The following is a 10,851-nucleotide window of genomic DNA, read 5'->3' on the forward strand; positions in this document are numbered from 1 at the left end:
AACACGCCCTAGGCGCCCGGCGGCCTCACTGCGGCAGTGACACCAGCAGCGCCCGCGACGACGGCGCCCGCCCCGGCACCCAGTCGCTCGTCCGCGTCGCGTGCCGCAGCGCCGGGTGGTCCCGGCCCCGCAGCCCCGCGTAGAACACGGCCCGGTCGGCTATCCCGGCCGCCCGGTCCCGCAGCACCGACTCCATCACCCGCAGCCCCGCCGTCTCCTGCACGTTGTCTATGAGGATCACCGGCCGCCCGCCCCCGGCCCCCGCGTCCCCCAGGTCCGCCAGCAACGCCCGTACGAGATGCCGCTCGGCGTGCGCCCGCGCGTCCCCGCCCGCCCGGAAGTGCCGGGACAGCAGGACCAGCCCCAGCTTCGGACTGCCGGCCGCGTACGGGTAGTCCCGGTACCAGACCGCGCCCCTGCGCAGCCGCCGGTACGACGCCGACATGCCCTCCGTGAACGCCTCCAGCGCCGCCTCGACGATCGCCTCCACCACCGGGCCCGTCCCCGACGTCGACACGGACGACACGAGCCGCGCGACCACCTTGCCCGTCCAGCGGCCCGCCGGTCTCCCCAGCAGTCCGCCCGTGCCGCTCAGCAGCAGCGCCCGCTCGGCCTCCTCCCGCAGCCTCTGCGCCTCCCGGTCGCTCCACCCACCGGCCGCGACGGCGAGCAGTCCGCACGCCAGCCGGGGGAACGCGACGCGCCCCGCCCCGGCCACCGGTGCGGCGAGCTGCTCCGCGATCGTCGACAGTGCCTCGTAGACGGGCGACCACGACTCTGCCGGGCGGCCCGGCGGCGGCCGCTCGAACCGTGCCTCCTCGCCGTCCATCAACGCGACGGGGGTACGCCCCTCGTACGCGTCCCGCAGCACCCGCAGTGCCGTGCTCTTGCCCGGACCCCGGGCATCGGCCAGCACCACGAACGGCTCATCCTTCGCGTGCGTCATAGCAGCGTGGGTATCAATAGCCGTGGTGCGAGGGGGAGTTGTTACGGATTACGGCGCAGGTTGTCCGTTCGTACTACGAGAATGTCGGAACGGCGTCCACGAAGTGCGCCCAGGCGGACCGGTTGATGACCAGTACGGGCCCGTCAGGATTCTTGCTGTCCCGGACGGGGACGACGCCGGGGATACCGGGGGCCACCTCGATGCAGTCGCCGCCGTTGTCGCCGCTGTGGCTGCTCTTGATCCAGATCGCCGCGCTCAGCTCGTAGCTGTCCATGCTGCTCGTACCCCTCCATCACGTCGCTGATCAGAGCGGCGGACTCGTGAGCCGACAGGATGTCTGCCCTGAGCACATCATAGGTTCGGCTATAACGGGCGTAGGCCGTCGGTTCGTTGGTGAAGTGGCTCCGGTCCAGCGACTCCGAGTAGACCCATCGTTCGTCGGGCAGCTCGATCAGCGACATCGACTGCCTGGGGCGGACGACCCCAAAGTGGCTGGCGGGAGCCACCTGGACGCGGATGTTGGGCCGCTGTCCGATGCTCAGCAGGTGCGCGCACTGGTCACGCATCACCTCCGCGCTCCCCACTCCCGTGCGGAGGCAACTCTCGTCCAGGACGGCGATGTACAGCGGACCGTCTTCGGACAGGAAGCGTGGCTGGCGGCTCAACCGGGCCCGGACGCGCTCCTCCACCTCGTCGCCGGTCGCGGACCGGGAGAACAGCGCGCGAGCGTAATCCGCCGTCTGCAACAAACCCGGCACCACCTGCTCCTGGTACTGCCGCAGCCCGACCGCCACCGCCTCCATCTCCACCCGCCGCTCGAACCAATCCGGATGCTGGACGGCCGGATACCAGTCGATCTTGCCCCACATCCGGGTCAACACCCCACCCGTGTCCAGCACTTCGTCGCACCGCTTCGCGAACTGGTCGCTCGGGACCCTCGTGCCCGCCTCGATCTTCGCCACCTGCGACCGGTCGCACGGGATCTCCCTCGCCAGCGCCTCCTGCGTCAGCAGTGCCGCCTCGCGGTAGTGCCGGAGCACCTCGCCGAACAGGGCCGCGCTCCCCGCCCCGCCCGCCCCGTCCGCGTTCCGCCTCGTCACCGCGTCCCCCTCGTGCTCCTGCGTGGCAAAGGCCCAGTGCCACGCGTCCCGCGTTGATTGCCACCGTTCCCCTCGGCGACGCTGTGTACACCCAGAGTTACTGGCAGGGCTGTGGAGTGCATGTGGAACCAGAGGGACAGCTTGTCTACGACCCGATGACGCGGCGGGTCGGCGAGTACCGGGACAAGGTCGGCCCGTACGCGCTGTTACGACCGGTCGGCGGCGGCCGGGAGTGGGAGGCGGACCCGGCGGCCTTGCGGCCGGCTACGCAGGCGGAACGGATCGGCGCGCAGGTACGCGCGGCGAACCGGCGTACGAAAAGGAGGGTGTGACGGTGTGTCGGAGAGTTGAGGGCGAGCCGGGACCCCCGCCCGTTCCGGTCCCCGGCTGCGCCGCGTGCGCGGAGCTGGCGGCGCGGCGGGACGAGGCTCGGGCCCGGTACGACGGGAGCGCGGAGACGGACGCGAACGTCCTGCTCCGGCACCACCAGCGGCGCGACCACGGCGGAGCCGCCCGCACCCGCCGGGTCTTCCGGTACGTGCCGTACGTCCTGGCGCAGGACCAGACGGCGGAACCGGAGTACGAGGCGCGGTGCGTGTCGGGCGACGAGAAGGAGTGCGGCGCGGGGTCGGGCGTGCGGAGTGGCCCGGCGGACGTGGAGGAGTGGCTGCGCGGGCACACGCAGGAGACCGGTCACCGGCGCTACCGGCGCACCTTCGGCGACTACGCGGTGTTCGAGGCGCAGGAGGACGGGCCCCGCGAGGGGACGACGCCCTGACGTACCGTCACGCCATCGCGTCGCGTACGGCGGTCAGGATGTCCTCCGTGTCGGCGCCCAGTGCCCGCGCGGCCGACGTGAAGTCGCGGGCGAGGGTGGTGAGTTGGTCGGGGTCGTGGGTGCGTGGTCCGGTGGGGAGGGCGGCGACCCGGGTGCCCGCGCCCCGGCGGGTGCGGATCAGTTCGCCGGCCTCCAGCTCGCGGTAGGCGCGGGCGACCGTGCCCGGCGCGAGGCCGAGGTCGGTGGCGAGCTGGCGTACGGTCGGCAGCCGTTCGCCCTCGACCAGCCGGCCGGTGCGGATCAGCGCGGCCAGCTGGGCGCGGATCTGCTCGTACGGCGGTACCTGGCTGGTGGTGTCGACGCGGACGGCGGGGTCGGTCATCGGCGGAGCGTCCCCTCGGCGGCGCGCTCGTCGTCGAGGTCCGCCGTGTCGTCGAGGGGGTTCTCGTCCTCGACCGCCCTCGGGGCCACCACGGTGACCAGGGACCAGACGAGGGTGAACAGGTTCAGCAGCGCGAGGGGGTAGAAGACCCAGAAGGTGAGCGCGCCCACCACCCCGGCACAGCCCGTCTCGGTCAGCGCGACGGAGATCATCAGCACGGCGTACAGCTGCTGGCTCGACACCAGCAGGCCCCACGCCCCGGTGACCGCCCACGCGCGATCGCGGCGCTGCTGGTCCCCGCCCGGCCCGTGGGCGATGCGGCGCAGGGCCCAGGCGCAGGTGGGGGTGGCTATGGCGAGTGCGCCGAACATGGGGAGGCTGTAGTAGAGGCCGGGCCACGGGCCGAGGCTCGCACGCATCCCGTTGCAGGTGATGTGGACGACCTTCCCCGTGCTGAGGACGCGGTCGGGGTCCACGGAGGCGGTGGCGGCGGCGATCACCAGCAGCACCACGAGGGAGACCCCCTGGAGGGCGATCAGGGGACCCATGTGCGGTGGCACATGGTCTCTGACCAGGCGCGGGGCGAGACTCGCGGTCCGTACCGCTTCCTGCGGGCGCAGGGTCAGGGCGTCGGCGAGCAGGACGCCGGCCACCGCGCACAGGCCGAACGCCGTGAGGCAGAAGACCACGCGCTGCTCGAACTCCACGTCTCCGTCTCCCAGCGTGGAGACCGCCTGCGCCGCGATCACGCCGACGGCCAGCCCGGACCAGCGGGCGACATGATCGGCGTGTTCGAGCAGCCGGTACGGGAGCGGGGCACTGTCGAGCATGTGGAGATCCCCCCGGATCGTCTTGTACCAAGTTGTGGATACAAGATGGCTCGGCCGGGGCGTTGTGTCAAACGCTCGATACAAGTGGGTGTCGAGGTGGGTGTCGAGGTGGGTGTCGAGGTGGGTGTCCAGGAGGAGCCTCCGGCCGCTTTCCGCCGCCGTTCTGATCCTGCTCCGATGCTGCTCCGATCCGGTTCTGATCTGCGGGTGGTTCCATGGGCCTGCCCCGAGACGCCCCGTCCCGCCCGTGTGTCGAAGCGGCCGGGCGGGACGGCGGCCCTGGTCAGCCCACGATGATCGTCAACCCACGGTGATCGCGTCGAGCTTCTCCCGCAGGTAGACGTGCGAGTCGACCGGCGGGTACGCGACCCGCCCGACCGGGGCGGGCACCGACTCGACGACCGTGCCCGGTGTGCACTCACCGAAGTAGACCAGCGACATCAGCTCCTCGGCCGGTTCGTCGGCCGGCGGCGGCAGCACGCGGTGCCGTCCGGAGCGCCAGCGGTCACCGGTCCACCGGGCCATCAGGTCACCGATGTTGATGGTGAGGGCCGCCGGATCGTACGGCGCGTCCTCCCAGCCGCCGTCGTCCGTGTACACCTGGAGCCCGCCCTTGCCGGCCTGCCGGTCGAGGATCGTGACCGTGCCGAAGTCGGTGTGCGGGCCGATCCGGAACTGGCCGGGAGCGGGGTCGCCGAGGACGTCCCGGCCCGGGTACCAGTTGATGTTGAATCCGTAGGTCGGATGGCTCATGTGCCGGGCGAAGAAGTCCGGTTCGAGGCCGAGCGCGTCGCCGAGCAGGGTGAGCAGATGCCGCTCCAGCTCGCCCATCCGCGCCAGGTACTCCTCGCAGAGCGGCCGCAGCTCCGGCACCTCGGCCGGCCAGACGTTCGGCTGGTACCACTCGGCGTTCACCACCGGGTCCTCGAACGGCTCGTGCGTCGCGAACGTCAGCGACTCCTTCAGGTCCGGCGGGGTCTCGGTCCCCTCCGCGTAGCCGTTCGCCTCGGCCCCCGGCCCCAGCCACCCCCTCCCGCCGACCTTCACCTCGTACGCCCGCTTGCGTTCCGCGGGCAGCGTGAAGAAGGTCCGCGCCGCCTCGCGCACGCGCGTCCGCAGCGCCGGGTCCACGCCGTGGCCGGTCACCAGCAGGAACCCGGCGGTCTGGAGCGCCTCGTCGACGGTACGCGCGACACGGGCCCGGTCCTCCTCGTCACCGTCGAACCAGGGCGCCAGGTCGATGGTCGGCACACGGGGACCGCTGGGGCTACCGGGGCTGTGGGGACTACTCACCGATGTCCTCGTTCCATAGAGCCGGGTTGTTCTCGATGAAGTCACGCATCAGGGCCACGCACTCCGCGTCGTCGAGGACGACGATCTCCACGCCGTGCTCCGCGAGCCAGTCGTGACCGCCGTGGAAGGTCACGGCCTCGCCGATCACCACCCGTGAGATGCCGAACTGCCGTACCAGACCGGAGCAGTACCAGCACGGCGACAGCGTCGTCACCATCGTCGTTCCGCGATACGTCCGCTGCCGGCCCGCCGCGCGGAACGCGGCCGTCTCCGCGTGCGTGGACGGGTCGCCGTCCTGGACCCGGCGGTTGTGCCCCCGCCCGAGGACGGTGCCGTCCGGGCCGTAGAGCGCGGCGCCGATCGGGATGCCGCCCTCGGCGAGACCGGCCCGCGCCTCCGCCACGGCGGTGGCCAGCCACGCCCGTGCCGTCGTTTCCTCAGCCATGCGCTCACTCTGCCCCGGAACGGGCGGGCCCACGTCTGCGGACGGGGATCACGGCGGGAGCAGGGTGCCCAGGGGGCCGAGGTCGAGGTTCAGGTCGTCCAGGGTGAGGCCGTAGCGGTCGCAGAGTTCGTCCATGCGGTCGTGCAGGACCATCAGGGTCATACCGAGGCGCTCCTCCTGCTCCTCGGTCAGCCCGCCCTGGTCGACGCGGTGGAGGGCCTGGCGCTCCATCAGCTGGCGCAGCAGTTCGACGATGGTGAGCACGAGCTTGACGAGGTCCCGCTCCACGGTGTCCGGATCGGTCCGCAGCCGGTGGGCGACCGCCCCGCCGCGGGAGAGCGGTGGCGGGGCGATCTCCTCCGGCCGGGCGGGCAGCACCGAGAACGCGCGCCGCGCGGCCTCCGCCACCTCCCGCAGCCGGTCGATGGGCGGCCCCTCAGAGGGCATCGGCACCATGACCGCGCCCTTCCGTTTCCGTGTACGCCGGTTCCCCGGGCGCCGGGGCCGCGTCCGTGGCGGGCGGCAGGATCGGGGCCCACTGCTCCTCCATCTGCTCGCGGACGGCGACGATCACCGCGCGCAGCGAGATCCGCACCAGGTCGATGTCCGCGACGCTCAGCACGACATCGCCCGTGAGCACGACACCCCCGCTCAGCAGCCGGTCGAGCAGATCGATCAGCGCGACCTGGCGTCCGCTGAGGGGGCGGTCGTACTCGTCGTCGTACGCGGCGGGCGCGTCGTACGCGTTCATCGGTGCCGGTCCTCGTCCCGCACGTCGTCGTCCCGCTCGTCGTCCCGCGGGGCGGGCGCCTTGCGCCGCTTGGGGCGCGCCTCGTCCGCACGGCCCTCCGCCCGGCGGGCTGCGGCGCGGGCCTTGCGTTCGGGATCGCGGGGCCTGCGTTCGGGGTCGGCGGCGCGGCGACGCTCCGAAGAGCCGCTCGCGCTCAGCGGCAGCTCCGCCGGGGGCTCCTCCAGACGGCCCCGGAGTTCCCTCACCTCCTCGCGGAGGCGTGCGTTCTGCTCCTCCAGGGAGAGGCGCGCGTCGGAGCGGGACGCACGCGACGAGAGGGCGGGGTCGTGCTCCCACCAGTCGATGCCGATCTCCTTGGCCTTGTCGACCGACGCGACCAGCAGACGCAGCTTGATCGTGAGCAGTTCGATGTCGAGCAGGTTCACCTTGATGTCGCCGACGATGACGATGCCCTTGTCGAGGACCCGTTCGAGGATGTCGGCGAGGTTCGCGCTGGACCCCTGGCCGCCGTACGGGGTGAAGGCCCGCGACGGGGTCGGGGCGGGGGAGTCGGCGGGCCGGCTCACGACGCGCTCGACCTCGCTTCCTCTTCCGGCTCCTCGTCCTCGGCCTCTTCCTCCTCGTCGTCCTCGTACTCGTCGTCCGGCTCCTCGTCGTCCTCGTCCTCTTCGTCCGGCTCCTCGTCCTCGTCCCGTGCCTCGGTGTCCTGGTCCTCGTCGTCCTGGTCCTCCTGGTCCTCTCCCCGCTCGTCCTCGTTCTCGTCCTCGTCCTCTTCCTCCTCGTCCCGCGGCCCCGTGTCCTCGTCGTCGTCCTCGTCCTCGTCCTCGGGTCCCTCGTCGTCCGCGTCGGTGTCGTCGGCGCCGGTGGCCTCGGTGTCTTCCGTCTCTTCCGTGTCCTCGGCGTTCTCGGCGTCCTCGGCGTTCTCGGCCTTCTCGGCGTCCTCGTGCGTTTCGGTGACCTCGCCGTCGTGGATCTCGCCGCGCCAGCCGCCCGTGGCCTCGCCGCGCATCATCACGAACGTGCGGAACAGCTTGAGGTCGAGGCGGGCGCGGCGGCCCTGCGCCCTGAACAGGCCGCCGGTCCGCTCGAAGAGCCCCTTGGGCGAGTACTCGATGACGAGCAGCACCTTGGTGAGGTTCTCGCCGAGCGGGTGGAACGTGACGACACCCTTCGTCGTCGCCTTCTCGCCCTCGGAGGTCCAGGCGATGCGCTGGTCGGGCACCTGATCCGTGATGTTGCCGCGCCAGCGCCGCTTGGACTTGGCGACCTTCACCTGCCACTGCGTCGTGGTGTCGTCCTGCTGGTCGACGGCGACGACGCCCTTGGCGAACCGGCTGAACTCCTGGAACTGGGTCCACTGGTCGTACGCCTCGCGCACCGGCACACCCACATCGATGTCCTCGATGATCGTGTGCCCGCGGCCGGTGCCGCCCTCGGGCTGCTTGCCGTGCTTCTTGCCGGCGGCGGAGTCCATGGCCTTCCCGGCGGCGTCCTTCGCCTTCCCCGCCACGTCCATGGCCTTGCCGCCGGCGCCCTTCGCCTTGTCCATGAGCGCGCCCTTGGCGTGGGACGCGGTCGAGGCCAGGCCGTCCGTCAGGTGGCCCTCCCCGATCCGGCGGGCGCCCTCCCCGATCTTGTGGCCCGCGCCTTCGAGCATCACGGACAGTCGCGCCTCGATGTATTCCTCCAGCTCCTCCTTCAGCCGGGTCGTACCGGGGTTGTGCAGCGCCTCGTCCCGAGCCTTGGTGAGGGTGCCGGCACCGCCTTTCGCTCCCTTGCCCTCAGCCATCGTCCTGCCTCCTCGACCCGGAGCCGCTCGCGCTCTTGGTGCGGCTCGCGGAAGCGGTCTGCTTCTTCGGGCGGGACGCCGTGCTCCTGCGCTGCGACCCGCCGCCGCTCCGGCTCCTCCTCGCCGCGGGCCGGCCCTTCCCGCCGCCCCCGCCGCTCTCGGCGTCCTGCTCGTCCCGCTCGTTCTCCCCGTTCTCCTCGTCCTGTTCGTCCTGCTGGTCGTCCGGCTCGGTCCGCTCGTCGTCGCCCTTCGGCTCGCCGCCGTCCGGGTGGGCCCGTTCGCGGAGCCCCTCGGTGCGTTCGTGGAGGGCGCCGGCCAGGCTGTCCGCCTTCGCCGTCAGCATCTGGGTCGCCGCCGCCTTGCTCGCCTCCGTCAGTTCCCCGCGCACCTGCTGGGTGATGTTGCTGAGGAAGGGGGAGTCGAGCAGGCCGGCGAGCTGCCCCGGCCTGGCCTTGGCACCGGCCAGCAGCGCCCCGGCGCCGAGCGCGAGCTTCGCCTTCTTCGTCCGGCCGAGGAGGTAGCCCCCCAGGACGGCCGCGCCGATCGTCGCGTTCTTCATGATCCTGTCTTCTTTCCGTACCCGCGGCCGTCACGGACCGGGCCCCGCGCCCTGCTGGGCCCGGTAGGCACTGATCTCCTGCAACCTGCGCAGCAACTCGTCCTCGCGCCGTGTGGCCTCCTCCTCGTCGACGCGTCCCTCGCTCCGCGCCCGCTCCAGGTTCACCAGCTCCTCCTGGATCGGGGCGGGGTCGTAGTACTCCTCCTCGGCGGTCTGCCGCACCTTGTCCAGCACCCAGCCGATGCCGCGCACAGGGGCGAACGGCAACGTCACGATGGTTCCGACCAGTCCCACGTCCTCGCCTCCTCGGAGCCGCGCGGCGGTCATACGAAGCTGTACGGCGGCAGAGGGCCGCGCAGCCGGAGTTCGACGCCCTCGCCCAGGCGCTCGGCGAGTTCTCCGCCGGCGCGGGTGAACTCCTCGGACCGGGCGTCCTCCACCAGGAAGGAGGCGTTCACGAAGTACTGCTGGGACGGCGGAGCGACCTGCTCGGAGACGACCAGCGGACGCAGGGCGGCGAGCACCTCCTCGGCGAGCGCCGCGCTACGGTTCTGCACCTCCTGGGCCACGAGTTCGCCGAGGGCCAGCCGGTCCTCGTACGTGCCGCCGCCGTCGCGGATGGACTCGTTCAGGGTCCGGGCCTGCTCGGAGTCGGTGAGGATCGCGCGCAGCAGGACGTCCTCGTCCGTGACCCCCTTCACGTTGAACTCCGCCGTGCCCGACAGCTCGTCCAGCCGCTGGGAGAAGGCCTCGGCCCGCTCGTCCAGCAAGGCGCGCACGGAATCCTCGTCCGGGGCGACGAAACCGAAGCTCAGCGGCAGGATGGCCCCGTCGGACCAGAGGTTCTCCTGGACCTCGTGGTGCGCCTCCAGGTCCCGGCGGGCGACCGCGAGATCGGCCGGGGCCTCGCTGACGACGGCGCTCAGGGAGCCGCTGCTGACCGCGTGCAGACCGCCGCCGTCCTCCCCGACGCCGTGGACGTCGTCGAGGTCCAGCGGATGCTCGGCCTTGGTGATCGCGTAGACGTACACGGACATCGGCTCGCCTCACTCCTCGTCGTCGTGCCTCGAGGAGCGGCGGCTCGCACCGCGTTCGGAACGCACCCGCTGCCTCTCGCGCCCGGAGGCGTGGTCCTCGCGCCCCTTCTGGAGGGACTCGGTGACGGCCTCGACGGCGCCCGACAGCGCTCCCTTGCTCTTGCCGCGTGCACCCGCCTCGGTGGCTTCGCCGACCATGTCCGTCAACTGGGCGGGGGCCTTGCGCCCCGATTCCAGGTCCAGCCGGTTGCACGCCTCCGCGAACCGCAGATACGTGTCGACACTGGCCACGACCACGCGGGCGTCGATCTTGAGAATCTCGATGCCGACCAGGGAGACCCGTGCGAACGCGTCGATGACGAGGCCCCTGTCCAGGACCAGTTCCAGCACGTCGTAGAGGTTCCCCGAGCCGCCACCCCCGCCTCCGCGGGAGGCGAGCGCACCCTCGCCCTGCGGCACCACAGTCACGATGTAGTCCCTTCCGGGCACGGGAGTCCGTGCGCGGCGGCGGTCGCCTAGGCGTGCCTCAGCGGCCGCCGCTCCGGTCGATCTGCGAGCGGGTGTAGCGGCGTCCGCGCTCGTACGCCAGCAGCTTGCCCGCCGGGTCCAGGACCACCTGGTAGCTCGCCATCACGCTGCTCGTCTGCGGGACGCGCTCCAGCTCCTCGACCTCGACCTCGGCCTCCCAGCCCTGTTCTGTCGGTTTGAGCGCGGAGACGGACTCCGGAACGCGTCCCAGCACCTCGGCGAGCTGCTCGAGCGCGCTCCGAATGGCCTCGGGCGCGGAGAGACGCTCCTCGGCGGGCTCCTGCCGCGACGAGGAACGGCGCTTCTCCGACTCATGGCCGTTCGTGGCTCTCACCTTCTCTCCTCATCCCGCCGTGTGCCCGAAAAAAGAACGCATAACACTTTTGAGGCGATTGGCCCGGTAAAACGTCGGA

Annotated in this window: 18 protein-coding genes; 2 read left to right on the top strand and 16 right to left on the bottom strand. The window is 71.8% G+C overall.

Annotated features, from left to right (window positions below):
• Nucleotides 1-25: 25 nt before the first annotated feature.
• From SMA5143A_RS37470 to SMA5143A_RS37480, 3 genes are all read right to left on the bottom strand, one after another.
• Entirely contained in the window at nucleotides 26-946 is a 921-nt protein-coding gene (locus SMA5143A_RS37470) for a hypothetical protein (RefSeq protein ID WP_107467272.1), read from the bottom strand.
• Between the two features lie 73 nt (nucleotides 947-1,019).
• A complete protein-coding gene (locus SMA5143A_RS44355) occupies nucleotides 1,020-1,142 on the bottom strand; it encodes a DUF397 domain-containing protein (protein ID WP_258193965.1) in 123 nt (40 codons plus the stop codon).
• On the bottom strand, nucleotides 1,090-2,046 hold the full coding sequence (locus tag SMA5143A_RS37480) for a helix-turn-helix domain-containing protein (RefSeq protein ID WP_107467274.1): 957 nt from the start codon (nucleotides 2,044-2,046) through the stop codon (nucleotides 1,090-1,092). The genes SMA5143A_RS44355 and SMA5143A_RS37480 overlap by 53 nt, the downstream gene beginning before the upstream one ends.
• A gap of 122 nt (nucleotides 2,047-2,168) precedes the next feature.
• Between SMA5143A_RS37480 and SMA5143A_RS37485 the strand changes: the two genes are divergently transcribed.
• Nucleotides 2,169-2,378 carry a hypothetical protein gene (locus SMA5143A_RS37485; protein WP_055540979.1) on the top strand — a complete coding sequence of 70 codons (210 nt, stop codon included), beginning with the start codon at nucleotides 2,169-2,171 and terminating at the stop codon, nucleotides 2,376-2,378.
• Nucleotides 2,379-2,380: 2 nt separating this feature from the next.
• Nucleotides 2,381-2,824, top strand: coding sequence for a DUF7848 domain-containing protein (locus SMA5143A_RS37490; protein ID WP_107467275.1), 444 nt, complete (start codon nucleotides 2,381-2,383; stop codon nucleotides 2,822-2,824).
• Nucleotides 2,825-2,831: 7 nt separating this feature from the next.
• On the opposite strand, the gene SMA5143A_RS37495 is transcribed toward SMA5143A_RS37490, so the two are convergent.
• From SMA5143A_RS37495 to gvpO, 13 genes are all read right to left on the bottom strand, one after another.
• Nucleotides 2,832-3,206 (bottom strand): GntR family transcriptional regulator, encoded by a 375-nt coding sequence (locus SMA5143A_RS37495; RefSeq protein WP_107467276.1) that lies wholly within the window; start codon nucleotides 3,204-3,206, stop codon nucleotides 2,832-2,834.
• Nucleotides 3,203-4,036, bottom strand: coding sequence for a hypothetical protein (locus SMA5143A_RS37500; protein ID WP_258193966.1), 834 nt, complete (start codon nucleotides 4,034-4,036; stop codon nucleotides 3,203-3,205). The genes SMA5143A_RS37495 and SMA5143A_RS37500 overlap by 4 nt, the downstream gene beginning before the upstream one ends.
• A 300-nt stretch (nucleotides 4,037-4,336) precedes the next feature.
• On the bottom strand, nucleotides 4,337-5,287 hold the full coding sequence (locus SMA5143A_RS37505) for an isopenicillin N synthase family dioxygenase (RefSeq protein WP_258193967.1): 951 nt from the start codon (nucleotides 5,285-5,287) through the stop codon (nucleotides 4,337-4,339).
• A gap of 34 nt (nucleotides 5,288-5,321) precedes the next feature.
• Nucleotides 5,322-5,774 carry a nucleoside deaminase gene (locus SMA5143A_RS37510; protein ID WP_107467278.1) on the bottom strand — a complete coding sequence of 151 codons (453 nt, stop codon included), beginning with the start codon at nucleotides 5,772-5,774 and terminating at the stop codon, nucleotides 5,322-5,324.
• Nucleotides 5,775-5,822: 48 nt separating this feature from the next.
• Nucleotides 5,823-6,221, bottom strand: a complete 399-nt coding sequence (locus SMA5143A_RS37515; protein ID WP_055513505.1) for a gas vesicle protein K — start codon at nucleotides 6,219-6,221, stop codon at nucleotides 5,823-5,825.
• On the bottom strand, nucleotides 6,211-6,525 hold the full coding sequence (locus SMA5143A_RS37520) for a gas vesicle protein (RefSeq protein ID WP_107467279.1): 315 nt from the start codon (nucleotides 6,523-6,525) through the stop codon (nucleotides 6,211-6,213). Before SMA5143A_RS37520 ends, SMA5143A_RS37515 begins: the two co-directional genes overlap by 11 nt.
• Nucleotides 6,522-7,091, bottom strand: a complete 570-nt coding sequence (gvpJ, locus tag SMA5143A_RS37525) for a gas vesicle protein GvpJ (protein ID WP_107467280.1) — start codon at nucleotides 7,089-7,091, stop codon at nucleotides 6,522-6,524. Before gvpJ ends, SMA5143A_RS37520 begins: the two co-directional genes overlap by 4 nt.
• A complete protein-coding gene (locus SMA5143A_RS37530) occupies nucleotides 7,088-8,314 on the bottom strand; it encodes an SRPBCC family protein (protein WP_107467281.1) in 1,227 nt (408 codons plus the stop codon). Before SMA5143A_RS37530 ends, gvpJ begins: the two co-directional genes overlap by 4 nt.
• On the bottom strand, nucleotides 8,307-8,873 hold the full coding sequence (locus tag SMA5143A_RS37535) for an ABC transporter substrate-binding protein (RefSeq protein WP_107467282.1): 567 nt from the start codon (nucleotides 8,871-8,873) through the stop codon (nucleotides 8,307-8,309). Before SMA5143A_RS37535 ends, SMA5143A_RS37530 begins: the two co-directional genes overlap by 8 nt.
• A gap of 30 nt (nucleotides 8,874-8,903) precedes the next feature.
• A complete protein-coding gene (locus SMA5143A_RS37540) occupies nucleotides 8,904-9,167 on the bottom strand; it encodes a gas vesicle protein GvpG (RefSeq protein ID WP_258193968.1) in 264 nt (87 codons plus the stop codon).
• Nucleotides 9,168-9,196: 29 nt separating this feature from the next.
• Nucleotides 9,197-9,910 (bottom strand): GvpL/GvpF family gas vesicle protein, encoded by a 714-nt coding sequence (locus SMA5143A_RS37545; protein WP_107467284.1) that lies wholly within the window; start codon nucleotides 9,908-9,910, stop codon nucleotides 9,197-9,199.
• A 9-nt stretch (nucleotides 9,911-9,919) separates the two neighbouring features.
• Complete coding sequence (locus tag SMA5143A_RS37550) at nucleotides 9,920-10,372, bottom strand: gas vesicle structural protein GvpA (RefSeq protein ID WP_375136595.1); 453 nt, start codon at nucleotides 10,370-10,372, stop codon at nucleotides 9,920-9,922.
• 64 nt (nucleotides 10,373-10,436) lie between these two features.
• Entirely contained in the window at nucleotides 10,437-10,772 is a 336-nt protein-coding gene (gvpO, locus tag SMA5143A_RS37555; RefSeq protein ID WP_107467285.1) for a gas vesicle protein GvpO, read from the bottom strand.
• Nucleotides 10,773-10,851: the final 79 nt, after the last annotated feature.

The sequence above is a fragment of the Streptomyces sp. MA5143a genome, from assembly GCF_900290235.1.
Lineage (GTDB): Bacteria > Actinomycetota > Actinomycetes > Streptomycetales > Streptomycetaceae > Streptomyces.

Excerpts from the sequence above, each read along its gene's own strand:
- SMA5143A_RS37470 (WP_107467272.1), bottom strand. The coding sequence starts at position 946 with ATGACGCACGCGAAGGATGAGCCGTTCGTGGTGCTGGCCGATGCCCGG.
- SMA5143A_RS37495 (WP_107467276.1), bottom strand. The coding sequence starts at position 3,206 with ATGACCGACCCCGCCGTCCGCGTCGACACCACCAGCCAGGTACCGCCG.
- SMA5143A_RS37500 (WP_258193966.1), bottom strand. The coding sequence starts at position 4,036 with ATGCTCGACAGTGCCCCGCTCCCGTACCGGCTGCTCGAACACGCCGAT.
- SMA5143A_RS37510 (WP_107467278.1), bottom strand. The coding sequence starts at position 5,774 with ATGGCTGAGGAAACGACGGCACGGGCGTGGCTGGCCACCGCCGTGGCG.
- SMA5143A_RS37515 (WP_055513505.1), bottom strand. The coding sequence starts at position 6,221 with ATGCCCTCTGAGGGGCCGCCCATCGACCGGCTGCGGGAGGTGGCGGAG.
- SMA5143A_RS37520 (WP_107467279.1), bottom strand. The coding sequence starts at position 6,525 with ATGAACGCGTACGACGCGCCCGCCGCGTACGACGACGAGTACGACCGC.
- SMA5143A_RS37530 (WP_107467281.1), bottom strand. The coding sequence starts at position 8,314 with ATGGCTGAGGGCAAGGGAGCGAAAGGCGGTGCCGGCACCCTCACCAAG.
- SMA5143A_RS37535 (WP_107467282.1), bottom strand. The coding sequence starts at position 8,873 with ATGAAGAACGCGACGATCGGCGCGGCCGTCCTGGGGGGCTACCTCCTC.
- SMA5143A_RS37545 (WP_107467284.1), bottom strand. The coding sequence starts at position 9,910 with ATGTCCGTGTACGTCTACGCGATCACCAAGGCCGAGCATCCGCTGGAC.